The sequence below is a fragment of the Armatimonadota bacterium genome (assembly GCA_023511795.1).
Classification (GTDB): Bacteria; Armatimonadota; UBA5829; order DTJY01; family DTJY01; genus JAIMAU01.
In genome coordinates, this window is sequence record JAIMAU010000003.1 from 133,166 (window position 1) to 152,359 (window position 19,194).

The 19,194-nt window shown below is 46.3% G+C and carries 14 protein-coding genes; 4 read left to right on the plus strand and 10 right to left on the minus strand.

Going from position 1 to position 19,194, the window contains the following annotated elements; all coding sequences use genetic code 11:
• Positions 1-145 precede the first annotated feature (145 nt).
• The 9 genes from K6T99_04885 to K6T99_04925 all read right to left on the minus strand — a co-directional run bounded on the left by K6T99_04885 (position 146) and on the right by K6T99_04925 (position 12,206).
• Positions 146-826: a sigma-70 family RNA polymerase sigma factor gene (locus K6T99_04885; protein ID MCL6519144.1), complete on the minus strand. Its 681-nt coding sequence runs from the start codon at positions 824-826 to the stop codon at positions 146-148.
• A 50-nt stretch (positions 827-876) separates the two neighbouring features.
• A complete protein-coding gene (locus K6T99_04890; GenBank protein MCL6519145.1) occupies positions 877-5,403 on the minus strand; it encodes a translocation/assembly module TamB domain-containing protein in 4,527 nt (1,508 codons plus the stop codon).
• Positions 5,404-5,485: 82 nt separating this feature from the next.
• Positions 5,486-6,346, minus strand: a complete 861-nt coding sequence (gene lipA, locus K6T99_04895) for a lipoyl synthase (GenBank protein MCL6519146.1) — start codon at positions 6,344-6,346, stop codon at positions 5,486-5,488.
• Positions 6,327-7,040, minus strand: coding sequence for a lipoyl(octanoyl) transferase LipB (gene lipB / locus K6T99_04900; protein ID MCL6519147.1), 714 nt, complete (start codon positions 7,038-7,040; stop codon positions 6,327-6,329). The genes lipA and lipB overlap by 20 nt, the downstream gene beginning before the upstream one ends.
• A gap of 234 nt (positions 7,041-7,274) precedes the next feature.
• Entirely contained in the window at positions 7,275-8,405 is a 1,131-nt protein-coding gene (gene aroB / locus K6T99_04905) for a 3-dehydroquinate synthase (protein MCL6519148.1), read from the minus strand.
• 1 nt (position 8,406) lies between these two features.
• Positions 8,407-9,342, minus strand: coding sequence for an NAD(P)-dependent oxidoreductase (locus tag K6T99_04910; GenBank protein MCL6519149.1), 936 nt, complete (start codon positions 9,340-9,342; stop codon positions 8,407-8,409).
• Positions 9,343-9,392: 50 nt separating this feature from the next.
• Positions 9,393-10,520: a chorismate synthase gene (gene aroC, locus K6T99_04915; protein ID MCL6519150.1), complete on the minus strand. Its 1,128-nt coding sequence runs from the start codon at positions 10,518-10,520 to the stop codon at positions 9,393-9,395.
• Positions 10,521-10,533: 13 nt separating this feature from the next.
• The gene (aroA, locus tag K6T99_04920; GenBank protein ID MCL6519151.1) at positions 10,534-11,796 is read right to left on the minus strand and encodes a 3-phosphoshikimate 1-carboxyvinyltransferase; all 1,263 of its coding nucleotides are present in this window, start codon (positions 11,794-11,796) and stop codon (positions 10,534-10,536) included.
• A 170-nt stretch (positions 11,797-11,966) separates the two neighbouring features.
• Positions 11,967-12,206, minus strand: a complete 240-nt coding sequence (locus tag K6T99_04925) for a hypothetical protein (GenBank protein MCL6519152.1) — start codon at positions 12,204-12,206, stop codon at positions 11,967-11,969.
• A 116-nt stretch (positions 12,207-12,322) separates the two neighbouring features.
• Between K6T99_04925 and K6T99_04930 the strand changes: the two genes are divergently transcribed.
• The 3 genes from K6T99_04930 (at position 12,323) to K6T99_04940 (ending at position 14,929) form a co-directional block, all read left to right on the plus strand.
• Positions 12,323-13,456 (plus strand): hypothetical protein, encoded by a 1,134-nt coding sequence (locus K6T99_04930; protein MCL6519153.1) that lies wholly within the window; start codon positions 12,323-12,325, stop codon positions 13,454-13,456.
• A gap of 91 nt (positions 13,457-13,547) precedes the next feature.
• Complete coding sequence (locus K6T99_04935; GenBank protein MCL6519154.1) at positions 13,548-14,318, plus strand: sulfite exporter TauE/SafE family protein; 771 nt, start codon at positions 13,548-13,550, stop codon at positions 14,316-14,318.
• A 137-nt stretch (positions 14,319-14,455) separates the two neighbouring features.
• Positions 14,456-14,929 (plus strand): DUF1572 domain-containing protein, encoded by a 474-nt coding sequence (locus K6T99_04940; protein MCL6519155.1) that lies wholly within the window; start codon positions 14,456-14,458, stop codon positions 14,927-14,929.
• Between the two features lie 93 nt (positions 14,930-15,022).
• Here the strand turns inward: K6T99_04940 and K6T99_04945 are convergent, their stop codons facing one another.
• Positions 15,023-16,171, minus strand: coding sequence for a Gfo/Idh/MocA family oxidoreductase (locus tag K6T99_04945; GenBank protein ID MCL6519156.1), 1,149 nt, complete (start codon positions 16,169-16,171; stop codon positions 15,023-15,025).
• Between the two features lie 207 nt (positions 16,172-16,378).
• On the opposite strand from K6T99_04945, the gene K6T99_04950 reads away from it, so the two are divergent.
• Positions 16,379-19,162: a DUF6067 family protein gene (locus tag K6T99_04950; GenBank protein MCL6519157.1), complete on the plus strand. Its 2,784-nt coding sequence runs from the start codon at positions 16,379-16,381 to the stop codon at positions 19,160-19,162.
• Positions 19,163-19,194: the final 32 nt, after the last annotated feature.

Genomic DNA, 19,194 nt, shown 5'->3' on the forward strand with positions numbered 1-19,194 from the left:
ACATGTCCCAATAATCTGCCAACCTAAGAGTTTTTGCATTTGCAAATACTCTTCTAAAATACTCTAAAAGCTGAGTTTTCTGCAAGCAGCTTGTAAAGCAAAATAAGCTTGGGAATGATAAAAATTAAAGAATCACTACCTGCAATTAAAGGTACGGCGCCAACCGTCTCCTAATGATTTCACGTGCTCTGAAAAGCCTCACTTTTACCAATTCCACGCTTATCCCCGCTGCGTCTGCGACCTCTTGATAGCTCAGTCCATGCATATCCCGCAAAACTACAACGGTGCGATATTCGGGCGGGAGCTGTTGTATTGATTCCTGGACTTTCTTCTCAAGCTCCCGCTTTTCTATAACCTTCGACGGGTCGCCAGCACTGTCCTCGATTTCTGAAAAAACTTGCTCTTCCTCTATGCTCACCGGCTCATCGAGCGAGCGCCATTCATATCTCTCTCGGCGGTTTATTTCCCGAAATTTATTTTTGCAGCTGTTAACGCTTATCTGGCAAAGCCACGGGAAAACTGCTTCAGCTGGACCTCGAAACTTTGGATAAGCCCGATACGCCTTGACGAATGTTTCCTGTGTGAGGTCCGAAGCTTCTTCCATATCTCCAACCAAACGGTATATCAGACTAAAAACCTTCTTATGATATAATCTCAGCACAGTTTCAAAATCGGGGAGACCTTTGCTAGCTAAAGTATCCTGCTGGGATGAAGGCTCAGGTTCATTGGCTTCTTGATTATGCCTTAAAAGCGTCAAAAACCTGAACGATTCATCCTGTAATTCCAGCACTGAGGATGCATATAACGGTTTTATTCTCCCTTTCAACCCTCTTAGAATAACTGTTTCTCCTTACCGATGAATTATCCTCTTTGTTATCAGAACTTCATCTTTCCTTCTATGGTGATTTCAGACTGCTTGCGCTCGTTTGTTGACAACCCCAATTCAACGCCTTTCGGCAGCCGATAAGAAAGTTTAAATTGGTATTGGCTATCGGCATAATCAGGCCTCGCGCCCAAAGTAGACGAGTAGTTTAGGTAAAGACCATCCAGAAGTTGTTCGCTAATGCTAAGTTGCAGTGGCTCTTTATAACCCATTTCAAGCGTAAATTCCTCAAACCCTAAAGCCTCGCCAACGACGTCGCCAATAGAGCCCAATACTGTTGGCATCATTGCCGCCGAGAATAATCCTGACAGCTGCTCACCTATGTTCCGCCGCTGACCATCGCCAAAAATCTGCTCTATGCTCTGTTGTCCCGTGACCATTGCAAGTATTCTCTGTTCCGATAAATCCGGCGGTGATGCAGTAAATCTCGGCTGAAGATTGTCCCACGGGCCACTTACTTCCATAGTTACCGTATATCGCTTTCGTCTGCCAAGCCCTGTTAGTGCCATCAGCCGCGTTTGTGCTCGTACATCAATCATAACACTCGGGGGCTCACTAGGATGAATCCGCAATCTCATAGTGCTGCCAGGCAGAATTTTAAACGTATGCATAGGGAACATAATAATTCCATCTGTGAGGTTGGCCTGACCATCGACTGATGGCTTTGACAACGAACCAGCAATGTTTAAGCGGCCCACAAGTGGCGTTTTTACACGGCTACTCCTAAGCTCAACACTCTTCGATATATCGACCACAACGGAGAATGTAGGATCAACTGATTGCTTCCTTTTGCCCTTTGATTTTTCCGCCTTCCCGGCAATATCAATTGAGCCGTCTTTAACAGCTATGTCGCCAGCTACAAGCGGTTTTCGCCAATCACCCATTATTTTTAGCGTCGAATCAAGCCTGCATCGAATGCTTTCTCCATATTCATTGGATAAGTTTTTCTCAGATAAACCTAGCGAGCTTGTATGCACAAGCAAATCAAGCGTAGGATTGAGCTCAGTAAATTTAATGCTTCCACCAATATCAAAGCCTCCGCCTTTGGCAGAAATGCCAGTACATTTTTCGATAATAAGCTCATCGCCTTTTAAAACACAATGCATATCAATGTCTTGAAAAGAAGTATCTAGCTGTGAAAACCGAATTGTTCCCTTTGTCCAAGTCAAATCGCCCTGGAGAGTAGGTGTTTTTAGTTTACCTCCACCTGCAGGTACATTGATAAGCACTGACCCAGCAAGAATTCCTCCCATGCTATTCTTTGCGATGGAACTCACAAAGCCGGGTAGGAGATCAAGTCCTGCATTATCAAAAACCAATTTGAGAGAGAGTGCATTATCCTCCAGAATGCTCAGCGGTCGCCAGCTTACCGGGATAAAACCGGATGCCGTAACTTCCTTTTGATCAAGAACAAGGGTTAGCTCGTCTATGTTAACTTGTTGTGCTGGCATATTGTGTTCCCCTGTTGACAAACGAAGCCTCAATTGGTCAAATTTCGCATTTCCAATTATGGGATTTATGATATCCACAGACGCCTGCCCTACCGGTTGAGAGGTAGTTCCACCTGCAACTATTGTTACGTCTGCGGTGCCTGAAATGTTATGCGGAAGTTTAAGCCAATGGGAGAGGTCGGTCAAATTCAAACCGTGTGCATCAAGGTTAAGATGCAGTGAGTCAGCTGGTCCAACACTTGCTTTGCCGGAGATAACGGCCTCGTCGCTAACTGCTTCAAACTCGTTAACAGCTACTATGTTATCAGTGCATGACCCCTTAAGGTATACAGCATGAATTTGTCCTGCTTCGGCCTTGGGGTTTGAATTTGAAAATGTACCCTCACAATGCAAGTTTGGCTTAAGGCCTCCAACAAGTTTTAGATTCCCCTCTACCCGCCCTGTAACGAGGCCTGGCGTGTTGCTCGAGAACTTGTATATTAGTTGGTTTATTCTTCCTTTGGGGTCATAGATAGCAAGATTTCTTTTGGTTATTGAAAGAAATTTCGAAAAAGGTATATCTTCTATAACCGCATCCACTTGCAGTGAGCCCTCATCACGCCGGTATTCTAGGACTGGGAATTTGACTGACGAGTTGGCGTCGGTTAGCATTAGGTTGGTTGCCGATAACTTGCCTTCTGATATTTTCACATTGCCCGCGAACTGCTTAAAGGGCTCGCCGTCTATTTTAATGTCGCTCCCGTTCAAGGCCAGGTCAAGCCAAGGTTGCTCAATTGTCCCATTAGCAGTACCTTGGAAGTTCACTAAACCAGAAACACTTGGATACTTACTGGATGACTTAATGATATCAGCTAGCTGAAAACCTTCGCCACTAAATGTAGCTCTAATGCCCCCATTGCTTGTATAACTTGCGTCTGCTTTTAGCGAAGCCTTGCCCGAATGGATACTGACTTCTTTAAGCGCAAGTGTATCGCCGGCGTAATATATTTTTGCACGTGCCAAATCAAGAATATGGTTATGAATCCGCCCATTCTCAATCCATACGTCCCCGGCAAATGCTGGCGCAGAGCCAAGGATTGTAATAGAAACATCAGCAGAAAGTAGACCGCTCACCTCGCCCAATTTACTTGAAGGATGCACCAGTTGCCGAATGTCTAATGAGTCAGCCTTTGCTATGAGATTTAATGACCGCGTTCTTTCTAAGGGCTGAACTACCGAGCCAGAAATAGTTATCCTTCCTGGCCATTGATGAATCACTAAGTCATGCAAGCTCAATAGGTAGCGCCCAGCAGTTACTTGGGCTTCCATGCGTTCGGCCTGATAGCCAGACACCGCCACTGGTTGTGCAACTACCCTGCCTTCATACAATGGGTTTTCCACCGTGCCGGTGAGCCTGCCCATGAGATACATTCGCCCCACAGTTGGCTTCCGCCAGTACTTTCGTCCAAATTTGGCAAGGTCTATGTCAGCAGATGAAACACTAAGGTTGAGCGTGCCGTCCCCCCCTATCTTTCCAGAAACGCTCACAAGTCCACCCATAACGCGAGCGCTGACCTCGTTAATCTCAAATTGACCATTCTTATACCTAATTGAAGCAGCCCCATCGTCAAAATGGAAGCCTCGGAAGCTCCCAGAACCAAGAGAACCTTGATAGTCAATCTGAACAAAATCGGAAGTCCAATGTGCTTTAAAGTGGCCATTAGATGAGGCCGCCAATCCACGGTCTTGGATCGATGGGATTTGTGCTAGCTCAACACCTGTTGCCTTGCCTACCAAGCTAACTGATGGCTTACTGGAGGTATAGATATGCCCTCGAGCAATCAACTTTCCCCCATATGCCTTGCCCTCTGCCTTGGCAAGGTTAATGTGTCCGCCCTTGTAAACCCCAATCACATGAAAATCGGTGGCGCGCCACTGCCTGTAACCTAAATATGGGGTGTTTACTTCAAAGCTTATTTCAGGATTACGAGCGGGTCCAATTGCAACCAAATGGCAAATGCCACTAGAAGGGATGTTGAATTTGGAGAGCATATTAGAGTTTTTCAAGAAATGCGAGAATTCTCGGAGATTGGCACAATCTGAGCGAAAATCGAGAGAAAGTCTAGGATGCTTGAAGCCAATCACACTGCCGAAAACGGCAAAACGCGTAGCCCCAATTCTAGAGTTCAAATCCATATCAACTGTGTCATTTTCAATTAAGAGCCTGCCGTTTATTTTTTCTATAGATTTTTTGATTTTTGAAAAATTGACTTTTCCATCTTTGAGGTCCAGCACTACTTGATAGTTCAGTGGTTGGTCTTTCTTCCGATTGAGAAATAAAAAAGCATTAACCGAACCTGAAAGAACCTTCATGAATTTCAGGCGTTTTGGATAAGAAGACCAAAATTTTGCATTTAAGTTCACGGCATCAAGCTCGGCTTTGAATGAACGATTGCCTAAATCATACTTGCCCTCCAGGTGTATCTTTCCAGCGCGGTCGCCTTCGCCAACAGCAGAAGCGACAAATGCAGCCACCGGATGGTTCGAAAAATCAACGACTGCATTGATGGAGCGGAGCTTATTCACATAAGCTACATTTGGATCGTGTGCTAGGTCTTGGATGGTTAGGCGACCTGATTGCACTTTTATTATTCCCTCAAATGGAGCAGTCGGCTTGGTAGGTTTCAAGAGATTCGCAATATTCCAGCGCCCGTCTTTTCCTCGCCGCAAATATAAGCGTGGGGATATAACATGGACAGACTGAATGCTTTTTATGGGGTTAACTCGGCGGAAAGCAAAATCCAAGAGCCTGAATTTAAAAATTACGCGGCTCGCACTTAGGATGGGCAGGCTATCCTCTGGACCAAGGATTTTCACGTCCTCTAGAAGTATCTTGCCAGTCGGAGAGACATGGAAACTACCGATAGTTACCCTTGCATTTATATGCTGTGAAGCAATGGCAACAACTGCCTGTCTGACAATCTCCGAGGCAAAATATGGGCGGCTTACGAAAAATGCCGCAAAAACTGCGGCCATCAGAATAACCGGCGCAATTATTACTAATAAGCTGATACGTTTAATCCTGCCCATGAACTCGAAAAGCTATCCTTTATTTAAGCACCTAATCAACCTCTCGGCATCGCGAGAGGTTATGACTGGCGACTGCTTTCACTTAGCATGTAGCATGCGAGAAAAGGTCCGCAGCATGGTAGGAACTTCGAACAAACGGCCCTGCGGCGACATACCGGAAGCCCATGCTTTCTCCGATTGCTTTATATTCCTCAAATTTCGCAGGATGGACGTATTCTACAACCGGAAGATTTTTCTTCGATGGCCTGAGATACTGACCAATGGTCACAAAGTCACAACCTACGTCACGAAGGTCTTTAAGCAAATCAATGATCTCAGCTTCCGATTCCCCAAGGCCTACCATAAAGCCGGATTTCTTATATATAGACGAACTGAACTTCCCAGCGGTTTCAAGAAGTTTAAGCGACCGCTTGTAATCTGCCTGAGGACGAACAGTAGGATACAAACGCGGAACAGTTTCGACATTGTGATTAATCACGAGTGGGCCTGCATCAAGCACATGAGCCAATGCTTCTTCATCGCCCTTAAAATCAGGTATGAGCACCTCGACTTTCGCCCGTGGGACGGCTGACTTGATTTGCCGGATGGTTTCAGCAAAATGCGAAGCACCTCCGTCTCTCAAGTCGTCGCGCGTAACCGAAGTAACAACTACATATGCCAATCCCAGGCCTGCCGCTGCTTTTGCAATTCGTTTTGGCTCATCTGGGTCTACAAGACTTGGCACACCGCTTTGTACGCCGCAAAACCCACAATTTCGCGTGCAGATATTGCCAAGAATCATAAATGTCGCTGTGCGCCTTGTAAAACAATCACCAATATTTGGGCAACCCGCACTTTGGCAAACTGTATGAATGCCAAGGGATTTCAGGTACTCGACCATATCCTCAAAAACACCCATATCTGGTGATCTTACGGTGAGCCATTCAGGAAGCCCACTGCTCATATTCATGCTCCTCAGCTGCAATTCTATCAAATAGCGTTTTTTTATCTATCTGCACAGGCTTTATACCAAAAACTTGTGCAAACCTACTCACAATAACATCTTTCACTGATTGCATGCTTATAGGTTTACCGAGCAAACGTTCGATAGACGTTACCCTTCGGCCGACGAGCCCACAAGGATGAAGCAGAGCCCAATGGTCAAAGTTAGGATTTACATTTAAAGCAAAACCATGGTAGCTAACCCATCTACGAACTGCAATCCCTATCGAGCATATTTTTTCATCGCCGACCCACACGCCGGTATATCCGGGAACAGCTTGCGAAGAAATGCCAAAATCCGAAAGACAATCCATAACCGAGCGTTCAATATTGCGAAGAAATAAGTGAACATCCTTGCCATGTTGTCCTAAACTAAAGATCGGATAGCCGACAAGTTGGCCAGGACCATGGTAGGTAGCGTCGCCTCCACGGTCGGTATAAAATATCTCGATTCCAGCTTCTTTGATTTTTTCTATCGGAACAAGAAGGCTTTCTTCCCCGCCTGATCTTCCGAATGTGATAACGGGCTCATGTTCCAGCAAGAGAAGCGTATCTTCTATCAAGCCTTCAGCCCTGAGTTTGGCAAGCTTGTACTGTATTGATAAACATGGAGAATAGCCAATCTGACCGAGATCTACGCACCATAATTCAGACATTTGCATTGCCTCGCAGGTTCTTCTCCCATCTTACGACCAGTATAGGCTAGGGCCAGTATGTGCGTCAAGGAAAACCAAGATTAGAGAAAAAGATGTTAGGGGAGCACGGAGAATGATGGCAGAGGGTAATCATTAATTACCTTATCTAGAAAAAGTAACCAGCAACAAAATAAATGGCTACAATAATTAGCCAAGTTGCCGCTGCTAGTTCAACTAGGTATTGCTTAAGATTGTTCATTTTTTTCTTAAACTCGAGCACTCAGCAGAAAGCCTCTTTTGTTCTTCGAGTGCATCCATCAATACTTTTGGCGTTACCTCATCCGAGACAAAAGCAGATCCAATGCCTTTGATAAGCACAAATCTTAGTCGCTCTTGGATAACCTTCTTGTCAAGTTTCATTACCTCTAAAAGATTCAAACTGCTGATTTCATCCTTTGGTTTTATTGGCAAACCTGCTTTTTGAATTACTTTTGAAATCGCCTCAACTACTTGCTTGTCAATAAGACCCATCTTCGCAGAGATAATAGTTGCCGTAACCATCCCAATAGCGACGGCCTCGCCGTGTCTATATGTCTTATAGCCAGTAATTGCTTCTAAAGCATGACCGACCGTATGGCCAAAGTTAAGTATTGCTCGCAAGCCGAATTCACGCTCATCTTGCTCGACAACACGAGCTTTGATCTGGCACGAACCAGCTACCGCGCGCATAATTGACTCTGGCTCCAGACGCTTGATCATAGGCAGTTCAGCTTCGACAAAAGAAAAATAACCACTATCAAGAATTATCCCATGTTTGATTATTTCGGCCAGGCCAGTGCGGAGCTCTCTTGGCGGAAGGGTAGATAAGGTTGCTGTATCAATGACGACTATTTTCGGTTGGTAGAATGCTCCAACAAGGTTCTTGCCCCGGGGTAGATCAACGCCAACCTTTCCACCAACGCTAGCATCTACCTGTGCAAGCAGTGAGGTCGGCACCTGAACAAAATCTACGCCTCGGAGGTATGTTGCGGCTATGAAACCCGCAAGATCTCCAATAACCCCGCCCCCAAGGCCAATAACCATACCAGTGCGGTCAATTCGGCAGTCGAGCAAGCGGTTATAAACTCTCTGGACAGTGTTTAGGTTCTTATAGCGCTCGCCAGCAGGAATGGCGATTATATGAGACTCAACGCCTGCCCTGCTGAGACTATATGCTAGGCAATCAGCATATAGGCTGCCAACTTTAGGATTTGTAATGATTGCCGCTTTTTTGCCTTTGCAAACGGAGGCGATTAGCTCTCCAGCCTTATCGAGAAGACCGTAGGAGATATGTATATCATAGCTCCGTTCGCCTAGCTTAATTTGCAACTTAATCGCATCAGCCATTTCAATCAAAAAATCCTTCGTCATTCATCCACTTGACTGCCCGTTCCATTGTTTCTTCCGGCGTATATAATGGTTCATATCCCAGTCTAGAAGATATCTTCGAGATATCAGGGCACATGTGTTCGAGGAAATGAAAATTTGCACTGATATTGGGCGATATTTCCCTAGCGTATATCTCAGGGCTTACGTACTCGATAGGGATAGTCGTCTTATAAATTTCTTCATAGGTTTTTACGAACTTCTCCGCCGTCAGAGCATAAGCAGAACCCACATTAAATATCTCAAATGCTGCCGCTCTTCTATTTTCCACAGCGCATAAGAAACCCTGGGCGACATCTTCTGCATCGCAGGGCCCAATAAGATTTGTGCCTGGAAAAGGCAAGATTACTGGTTCACCGCGCCGATGGGCTTTGTGGACTTCGATTGAGCGGCCGCCACTGCACTCCAGTGGCACTTTTCCTGGCCCACAAATATTCGGTGGCATTATTGCCGTTACAGGTATGCCATCCTGTCGAGCTACTTCAATGGTGGCAAGCAACTCGGCATATCGCTGACGATAACCCTCAAACAGACACTCGGTTTGCGCTACTTCCGGAGTTGGCACGACTTTTGGCCGTCCATACATCCAAACCGAACCGCAAGCAATCAGATGCTCAACTTTGGTGCTCAGGCAATCGGCATATACTCGCTGAATGTCACCCTGCAAGATGTCAATAACTACCTCGATATGTTGGTCAGCTAGGAGAGACGCAAAGGTTCCATCTGCCAACATATCCTGATACCGCAAAGTAACAACGAGCGACTTCTCTGCAATTACCGGATCACAAACAGACGTCCTTCCTGAATGAATAATAACAACCTCATGACCATTTTTCAGGAGCATGCCGCACAAGAACCGCCCGATATGCCCAGTTCCGCCTATTACTGCTATCCTCATGAGCACGCCTTGCCGGATTGTGATATCCTACAGCGCAATGATATTAACCTTTATTTCCATTTATGCTCGAACTTCTGGAGGCTATCATAGCCACGCCACATCATCAGATGGTCGACCAACGTAATTGCCATCATAGCCTCGGCGACTGGAATAATGCGCGATAGAAGCGTCGGGTCTCGCCGCGTTATCGCCCCAAGAGTTGTTTCCTCCATTTTCTCCATATCAATTGAGGGCTGGGCAACTGATACAGTGGGCGTTGGTTTCACCGCAAGGCGTGCAACGATATCCTCGCCATTCGAAATGCCGCCAAGCATTCCGCCTGCATTGTTTGTTCGGAAGCGAACCCGGCCATTTTCGTCAAGATATGGGAAATCATTGCACTCTGAGCCTTTCATCTCAGCAACTTTGAACCCTGCTCCAAACTCCAAACCCTTAATTGCACCAATGCTCATAAGGGCATGGGCAAGACATGCACTAAGCTTGTCGAATACAGGCTCCCCAAGACCAGGCGGCACCCCGCGCGCAATAACTTCAATGATTCCCCCAGCGGTCTCGCCTTCCTCTTTAATCTCCAATACTTGGGCAATCATTTTCTCAGCAGCCTCTTGGTCAGGGCAGACGATTATATTCTTCCGCGCCTCTTCTTCAATCTTCTCAAAAGGCGGAATGTTCTTCGCCTCTATCCCCATGCATGCCTTTGTGTAGCCAACAACCTTGATGCCTTCAGTTGCGAGAATCTTTTTTGCCAAGGCGCCTGCTGCCACCCTCATGCAAGTCTCTCTGCCGCTCGCACGCCCTGCGCCACACCAATCGGCGTACTCCCCGTACTTAATAAAATAGGTATATTCGGCATGACCTGGTCGAATAAGATTCTTTACATCGCGATACTGCTGAACATGTATGGGCTGGCGATCAACGTTGTAAATAATCATGCCCACTGGGGCACCTGTGGTTTTGCCTTCAAGCAAGCCAGCGACAATCTTGACTTGGTCAGTTTCCTTGCGTGGAGAATCAATAGGCGACTGGCCGGGGCGACGGCGGTCGAGCTCCTTTTGAATATCGGAGTCACTCAATTCCATTCCAGCTGGGACGCCGTCAACAATACAGAGTAGCGCGTCTCCATAGGATTCTCCGCACGCTGTTACTCTGAAGAGCCTTCCAAACGTATTTCCTACCAATATAGATACCTCCCTATTTCATGTTTGCGCCTACGGCCCGCATCAATTCCGCAAAATTTGGAAATGTGACGCTGACAGCCTCAGCAGTGTCAACTTCTGTTCGCCCTTCCGTGGCAAGTCCGGCAACCGCAAGTGCCATTACGACTCTATGGTCACTATGCCCATGAACAGCCGCACCATGGAGCGGCCTACCAACAATCTCAAGGCCATCAGGCAATTCTTTTATTTCCGCACCCATTTTGCTAAGCTCTTTGCACATCACCCTAATTCGGTCGGTTTCCTTGTGCCGTGCCTGAGAAACATTCACCAATCTTGTCGTACCATGTGCGAAGCATGCAGTCACCGCCATTGCCGGGAGTAAATCAGGAGTTGCATTTAAGTCGAACTCTTTGCCTTGAAGATCACCTCCACGAATACAAATTCCCTCCTGGACAACTTGGACCTCAGCACCCATTTTACTAAGCATATCTAAGATTGCCTTATCTCCCTGGGAATCATTTATGTCAAGTCCCAGGAGGGTAAGCTCAGAACTGGTTATTGCTGCAGCACATAGGAAAAACGCCGCAGAGGAAAAATCGCCAGGGATACCTTTCTCAAAAGCACGATACTCTTGCCCACCTCGTATACGGAATTGTTCAAAGCCTTCACGCTCATAGCTTATCCCCTGCTCGTCTAGCCAACCAAGCGTCATTTCGATATATGGCGTTTCAACAGCATTACTAACAAAAATTTCCGTATCTGACGCCACAAGCGGACAGTTAATCAAGAGGCTGGTAAGATATTGGGAGCTCTTGCTCCCATCTAGATTAACCTTGCCTCCCTGCATCCGTCCTCTTATCACCACAGGGGGACAACCATTTCCGCGCGTCGAAAATGCCTGGGCACCAAGTTGATTAAGTGCATCAACTAACGGACCAGACGGCCTACTTCTTATTTGTGAGTCGCCAGTGAATACACTATAGCCATCAATTAACGCCGCGGTGCCCATTGATATGTGAAGCGTTGTGCCCGAATTAGCCACATTGAGAATATCTTCGGGTATGTTAAGCTTTGCACCTGTCCCTTTTACAATCCACTCATTACCTGTGGTGATATCAGCTCCAAGCCTGCGATAAACATCTACGGCCGCAAGCGTGTCTGAGGAAGACAGGGGATTTCGCAAAAAACTAGTTCCATGTGCAAGCGAGGCAATAGCTACAGCTCGGATAGTATGCGACTTCGAGGCTGGGATAAGTACTTGGCCTCCAAGCTTTGATTTTTCGATAACTAGCTTCAAAGCATGGTGCTCCGCAATTCAATTCCTCTTGTTTTAATTGGACACTAAGTATAACAAAGCAGAGGTGCAATGTCAATACTTGCTATGAAATATTTATACTTTTTCACCCCTCGTCACATAAAAGCCACTGCTCATCGCTGGAAACATCTATTCGAGAAATACCTTGAGACCTAAGCAACAATAACAGCCATTAGGAGCAATTTTCTCAAATTGAAAACATGAAGAGTAGGTGCAATAAGTTTGTATGGGCCATTATGCATATTGCCGCCGAAATAAGCTTCTACAGGGGTAGCTACAATATGTGGTGGTAGGCATCCGACCGATTTAGCAAACGCTTGCAATTCGCGATTGCGTTCGGGAATCGTATCTAACTTGACATTATCACGAGATACCTTGCGATTAGAGTACATTCCAAATATACTAAAAGATGAAAAGCCCTTATAAAATTCGCTGAAATGGTCCAAAAGTTCGCCTTAAGCGCCAATTAAACCAAAAGCCAGAGAAGCTGATAACCACAAGCATGAAAATGGCTCAAAGTGCACAACTTGCGCTCGACACAATCCTACAAAAGCCGACGAAAGGCATCCCAAGCTGGATGCTTCATATTATGGAGCACTCCCATATCGAACGCCTTGCTGGTGTTGAATCTGGCGAGTATATGGCGAATCCCGAAGAAACCTACCTTGCCATGCAGCGAAATATTGGTACTTGCCTACTTGACCAATACCTTTGGGACAATCCTCTCACCATGGGCAATAAAGGCTATGAGAATCGCAATCACGGTGCAACGACTGGAGCGCAAGAAGTGATTGTTGACGGGATGGTGATTGACTCTGCGGAAGCCGTGGTCGAGCACATGGAAAAATTTGTCTTCCCCAAACTTCAAGCGGCCGTGGCAAGTTTTGACGAAGATGCACGTTCGAAGCAAATTATTGAAAGAGAACATGCGATTCAAAAGCGCCTCGGTCCCACCATACTTAAGAGTGGCCATGGGTTTGTAAGCTTTCCAACCTTGGCATACGGAACCTACGGTTATGTGCACTACTTTTCTGCCTATGGCTTATATCCAGAGATAATGGAAAAACACTTTTCGCTGCAGGCAGACCTCGCACTACTCAACAATAAAGCAGCAGCAAGAGCTTATGCTGAGGGTAATCTGCCCCCACTTTACCGCATGGACCATGATATGGCGGATTCACGTGGCACGCTTGTTCGTATTGAAACCCTGGATAGGCTTTGGTTTCCGCATTTCGCCCGCTGTCTGGAGCCTTTAATTAAGGTTGGTGTTCGCCTCATTTGGCACTGTGATGGCAATCTTATGGAGATGGTGCCTCGCTTGCTTGATGTTGGTCTTCGCGGCTTCCAAGGATTCCAGTATGAGGACGGAATGGACTACGAGCGTATATGCCGCATGAAGGCGCGCGATGGCTCAGACCTCATAATAATCGCTGGAGTTTCAGTAACAAAGACACTGCCGTTCGGAAAGCCATCAGACATTAAACGAGAAATCTCGTGGCTAGTCGAAAAAGGACCGAAGACCGGCCTTTTCCTCGGAGCATCCAGCTCTATTGTTCCTGGAACTCCATGGGAAAATATCAAAACTCTGGTAGAAGGCCTTAGGTACTATCGGACTCACGGGCGATCCCAAATCCTGGCATAAGCAGTGAGAATATGCCAACTTGCTGTTGAAGGCCGCCTTCGCTTACAATGGCTTGTGAAGTTGCCCTTTATGGCTGGAAAGGAACGTAGTCGTGCATCTCGAACCTTGGCAGTGGATTTTTGGAGCAGTTGCAGCTTTACTAGTTGGGATATCGAAAACCGGCATTCCTGGAATAGGAATTCTAGTTGTCCCGATGCTTGCACAAGCATTCGGTTCGCGCCCTTCAATAGGGATAATGCTCCCGATGCTCATAATGGGCGACGTCTTCGCAGTCATCTGGTATAAGAAACATACACAGTGGGACAAGCTAGTTGGACTTCTGCCATGGGTCGTAGCTGGCGTAGGTGTTGGGGCAATTGCCCTCTGGCAGTTTGCTTTGCTAAAGACCAACCGCGATATTCTCGACATTGTCATCGGAAGCCTAATACTAATAATGCTCTCACTTCATTTTGCACAGCGATTTCTAGGCGAGCAATTGACTCCAAAGTCGCCGATTGGAGTGGCTTCCACCGGAATATCAGCGGGCTTTGCGACAACAGTTTCAAATGCGGCCGGGCCCATCATGCAGATCTACTTGATGGCACACAAGCTCCCCAAGGAGCAATTCATGGGCACAATTGCCTGGTACTTCTTCATTATTAATGTAGGAAAACTCCCGATTTACTTTTTGCTGACTGCCATCAATCCAAAAAAACCAATTGTTACCGGCAGCTCACTTTTGTTCAATATTGCCCTTTTTCCGGCCGTTTTAGCTGGCGTTCTCATCGGCAAATGGCTACTTCCTAGAATGTCTCAGAGAACTTTTAACACTGCTATCCTTGTGTTGGCGGGCATCGCAGCACTAAGATTAATAGTAGGTTAGATAAAGAAGCGAAAAAACAAATGGGTAAAAAACACCAGGTGCTAACTAAAACAAACGTAATTTGTATATTCTATAAGGGAAACGAAATATCCCAGCGAAAGTTCCGGTTGCCTACAGACAACAAAGGAGGGAAAACTATGAAATCAATTCTTGAAGTTGCAAAACAATTAATAAGAAATCAAGCCGAAACACTGATCAAAGACTCTGGTTACATCCCCGCAGAAAAGCTCTTTTGGTGTGCGCTAGGTTGCGCAAAAACTGCCGCCGATATTCTCAAGGAAATCGCGTGCTCAAACATTCAGATGGCTGCTTCAATCAGAGGTGAAACACCAGGCAAATTTGAAGAAGAGTTTGTAGACCGCGTTGGAAAGGCATCAACACTGACTGAGCTTGGGCAGTTGGTGAAGGACAGCGCCGACATTGTCTGCCGGGCAATTGACAACCACTCGGAGGCTGATCTAGAAAAGCAGATAACAATGCCATGGGGAGCAGTTTTTCCGCTTTATGAAGCAATTTTCTTGCCTGCAAACCATATGACTTACCATGATGGGCAGATTAATTACATTCAGCTCTTACTGGGCGATTCAAAGTTCCACTGGGCAGAAAGTTAAAACCCAATTCGACGTTAAAGCAAATAAAAATAGTTAGAAAAGGGAGTGGCTAATTGGTGAAATAAAATCGTTCCAGCCACTCCCTTTTTCTAACTACTTGAACGAAGTAGTAATATCTTCTTCTGCTTTCTCCAGCGTTTTCTTTACATAGCGCGAAGTTGCAATTCGCTCCTTCAGCGCCGCCTCATACGCCGTCGAATCGAGAGGAAGCTCGACCGTTGAGTTGGTCCATGTCGAATAAAGCATGCAATTCGCAATCTCAACCGAATTGATGCCTTCAGCCGCCGGAGCAATCAGCGGCGTGCCAGTCAGTATTGCATCAACAAAGTTCTGCGTGATTACTTTGTGCCCACCACGCTCTCCACTAAATGGTATCTCTACATTCCAAATAGGTGGTTTTGCAAATGCCATTGGCGAAGTGCGGAGGAATTCGGATGCAAGAACTTCGTTCCTGGCAAAAGATATCTTTCCGTTTTCATAGACGAGCTTACCCCTATCGCCGGCAACCTCCAGCCTATTTGTTCCTGGTGCTTCGCCCGTGCTTGTTATGAACACGCCAGTTGCACCATTGGGATACTCCAAGTAGGCACTGACTTGATCTTCGACTTCGATGTCATGGAAAGCTCCAAACCTGCAGAACGCCCGAATTCTGGATGGCATGCCAAATATCCACTGCAGAAGATCTAAGTTGTGCGGGCATTGGTTAAGTAGCACCCCACCACCTTCGCCGCGCCACGTCGCACGCCATCCACCGCTAGCGTAGTATGCCTCTGTTCGGAACCAATCAGTTACAATCCAGTTTATCCGAACAATTGCGCCCAGCTCGCCGTTGTCCACCAGCTGCTTAATCTTTTTCCACAGCGGCTCCGTTCGCATTTGGAACATTGCTGCGAAGACAACGTTTTTTGCCTTTTGCGCCTCAATCATCCGCTCAGCATCGGCTTTGTGCACAGCAATTGGCTTCTCGGTGAGAACGTGAATGCCCAACTGCATGGCACCAATGCCAATGGTCGTATGATCATAATGCGGTGTGGCAATTAGCACCGCATCAACTAGCCCAGAGCGAATCAGCTCTTTGCTATCTTTAAAAGTCGGCAAGTCTGACCACTTAGTCAGCTTGCTTTCGTCAATATCGCATACAGCTGTAAGCTCTGCCCCTTTGACTTCGCCAGCTCTCAGGTAGTTTGCGTGATATGCTCCCATCCCGCCGACGCCTATTACTGCCATTCTAACTTTTTCCATAGTTCCATCCCTTCGCTTTAAAGTAGCAGCTTTACCATTTAAGGTGATTAGTCGAATTCTTAGTTAATCCTTCAGCACCTTATTACTCATTAAGAAAACATCTTTGCTTAGCTTGATTAGAAATATCGGAAAAGTCCAGGATTGCTGAGACTGCACCCTTCTGTTAAACTAAATCAGGCTAACAGCAAAAACTCAAGGAGGTGGCCGATGTTTCGCCGTGCCCTAATACCTATTTTTGCTCTAATTGCGATATCTGCCTCAGCGGAAAAGGTAATTTCACCATTAGTCACTGTGCGCATGATATCCGAACCAAAAGCAGTAGCGCACATAATGCAAAATGGCAAATCTCCTAATAATAACGTTGCGCTGGATTTTATGCGAAACTTTCCCGCTTCAATATCGGGTTTTGTTGGGTTTAGGAGCAAAAGCTTGCCTACTATGCAAACCGAGGTTCGTCTTGCTTATGATAATGCCAACCTGTACATTGCCTTTCGATGCTTTGACCCAAATGCCCAGAACCTTGGCTCCAAAGTTTTGGAAAGAGATGGCCCAGCATGGAGAGACGACTCGGTCGAGGTTTTTCTTGATCCCAAATGCGATAGCAAGACATTCTTTCACTTGGTCGCAAACTGCGCAGGAACAAGGTACGACTCTAGAGGACAATCAACCGATGGAAAATCCTGGGACGGCAATTGGTCGGTAGTCACAAATACCGAAAAAGACGCATGGACGGCTACTTTCATAATTCCATTCGATTCATTGGAGGTGTCGGCGCCAAAGCCAGGCGAAGTATGGAAAGCAAACTTTGCTAGGCACCAGATATCAAGACAAGAGTTCAGCACGTGGTCTCCTGTTGAAGTAGAATTTAACGAACCAGCTAACTTTGGGCGCATAGTATTCCAGGGTAACAACGTGCTTATCGCATGCATAAGCCCTACTCAAATTCTCCTCCCGAAGAAACATCAGTTCAAAATTAAAATTTCAAATCCCACGGAGAAGATGGTATCCATTCATGCAGAAGCCCTGCTTGACGAAAAGTTGATTTCTTTGGGAAGCAGTAAGGTACTTCCAGGAGATTCGGAATTGAATGTTTCGGTTAGTGTTCCAGAGGGCAAGCACAAATTAAGCCTCGCAGTATTGAAAAGTCCGACAGAGCATGAAATCGCCAGAAGTGCACCGGTTTCTATCAATATCGCTCCAAATCGTGCCCGTTTGGAAAAATACCGCGCAATCGTGCGGGGTTGTACGGCCAGAACTCCAGAGATTTCAAAAGCTATCAGCCAACTAAAATCGAAACTTGATGAGATACTCTCTTTCTCGCTAACGGCAAATACAAGCACTGAAAAGTGGGCCAAATTTACAGAGAAACTGGATGCCATAGAAAGTGACGTCGCACGCGCACGATATGCTTGCGCCGACAAAGAAAGCAAGGGATACTTGCTCGCGCCAGAGGTTTCTCTAAATAAGGTATTCCGAGAAAAGCTTTTTGAAGGTGAGATTGGGGCTCCCTTAAAGCTAAGTTTAGCTCGCAATGAGTATGAATCAGGCCAGGTACTCATACTACCATACGCTCGTGCACTCAAAGACGTCAAGGTAGCCATTTCGCCGCTTAACGGGCCTGGTGGCGCCGTCATACCGGCAGATAGAATTAAGCTCGAATTAGTGGATTATGTAAAAACTAGAAAGCCTAGATACGACGTAGAATATGTCGGCTGGTGGCCTGACCCGCTTCTCGAAATGAAGACATTCGACGTCACGCCCGATTTCATCCAGCCCATCTGGCTGACTGTGCATTCGCCTGCAGATATTCCGGCAGGAGTCTACAAAGGGGCAATCACCGTCAAGCCAGCCAACGCCCCGGAATCCTCACTGCCAATCGAGGTCAAGGTTTGGAATTTTTCGCTCCCAACCACATTACATTTAAAGACAGCCTTTGCATTGTTTCCCCATGAAATTTCTGCTTGGTATGGCGGCATGACAGAAGAAATTAAGCTCAGGTATTACGAATTCATGCTTGAGCATCGCCTCAATCCAACCAATATTTACACTAACACACCTGCCCCAAGTAAAGAGGACCTGCCATTTTGCATCCAGCGTGGCCTGAATGCCTTTTGCCTTGCCTACACACACAATAGGGATAAAAATGGCCGGTCTGAATTGGCCAAAATGATTAAGGAATATGAGGCTTTTCTCAAAGAAAGAGGTTGGTGGGACAAAGCATACCTATATGGCTTTGATGAAATCAAACCCGATAAATATGCTGAGCTTCGCGACATGTACGGTTGGGTGAAAAAAGAGTTCCCAGACTTGCCTCGGATGTGCACTGTTGCTCCAAATAAAGAATTGAAAGGCTATGTTGATATTTGGGTGCCGCTAACTTCCAACTGGCAGCAGAATGACGCCGAGGAATATACAAAAGCAGGTGATGAAGTCTGGTGGTATGTTTGCTGTGTGCCAGCACATCCATATCCAAATTTCTTCATTGATTACCCAGCAATAGACCCGCGGGTCATCTTTTGGATGAATTGGAAGTACCGCATACCCGGATTTCTCTATTATGCCGTGAATAACTGGACCACAAACCGAGTAGCAGCTGGCTTACCTGAAGAACATCGGGCGCATGAAGACCCAAAAGCCTTAGAAGCCATAAGAGAAGGAAAGCGCTGGCCTGATGTGCCTTGGAACACATTTACTTTCGACGACTATAACGGCGACGGCCACCTTATTTACCCAGGTCCGGGTGGGAAGCCTTTTAGCTCAATTAGGTTGGAATGCATCCGTGACGGCATTGAGGACTATGAATATTTCTATTTGTTAAACAAATTAGCCTGGAAGGCTGATTCCAATTCTAAAAGCAAAATTCAAAAGATTCTCGCAGTTAGCGACACAGTAGTACGTTCACCTAGGGAATATACTCTCGATCCGCACGTTTTATTGAAAGCAAGAGAAGAGGTCGCAGAACTTATTGAAAAGCTATCTGCAAAGAACTAAAAAAGGAAACCGGGGCGGACTCCCGGGAATCC

Coding starts and splice junctions, on each gene's coding strand:
- lipB (MCL6519147.1), bottom strand. CDS start 7,040: ATGTCTGAATTATGGTGCGTAGATCTCGGTCAGATTGGCTATTCTCCA.
- K6T99_04950 (MCL6519157.1), top strand. CDS start 16,379: ATGTTTCGCCGTGCCCTAATACCTATTTTTGCTCTAATTGCGATATCT.
- lipA (MCL6519146.1), bottom strand. CDS start 6,346: ATGAGCAGTGGGCTTCCTGAATGGCTCACCGTAAGATCACCAGATATG.
- K6T99_04930 (MCL6519153.1), top strand. CDS start 12,323: ATGGCTCAAAGTGCACAACTTGCGCTCGACACAATCCTACAAAAGCCG.
- K6T99_04925 (MCL6519152.1), bottom strand. CDS start 12,206: ATGTACTCTAATCGCAAGGTATCTCGTGATAATGTCAAGTTAGATACG.
- K6T99_04910 (MCL6519149.1), bottom strand. CDS start 9,342: ATGAGGATAGCAGTAATAGGCGGAACTGGGCATATCGGGCGGTTCTTG.
- K6T99_04945 (MCL6519156.1), bottom strand. CDS start 16,171: ATGGAAAAAGTTAGAATGGCAGTAATAGGCGTCGGCGGGATGGGAGCA.
- K6T99_04940 (MCL6519155.1), top strand. CDS start 14,456: ATGAAATCAATTCTTGAAGTTGCAAAACAATTAATAAGAAATCAAGCC.
- K6T99_04890 (MCL6519145.1), bottom strand. CDS start 5,403: ATGGGCAGGATTAAACGTATCAGCTTATTAGTAATAATTGCGCCGGTT.
- aroB (MCL6519148.1), bottom strand. CDS start 8,405: ATGGCTGATGCGATTAAGTTGCAAATTAAGCTAGGCGAACGGAGCTAT.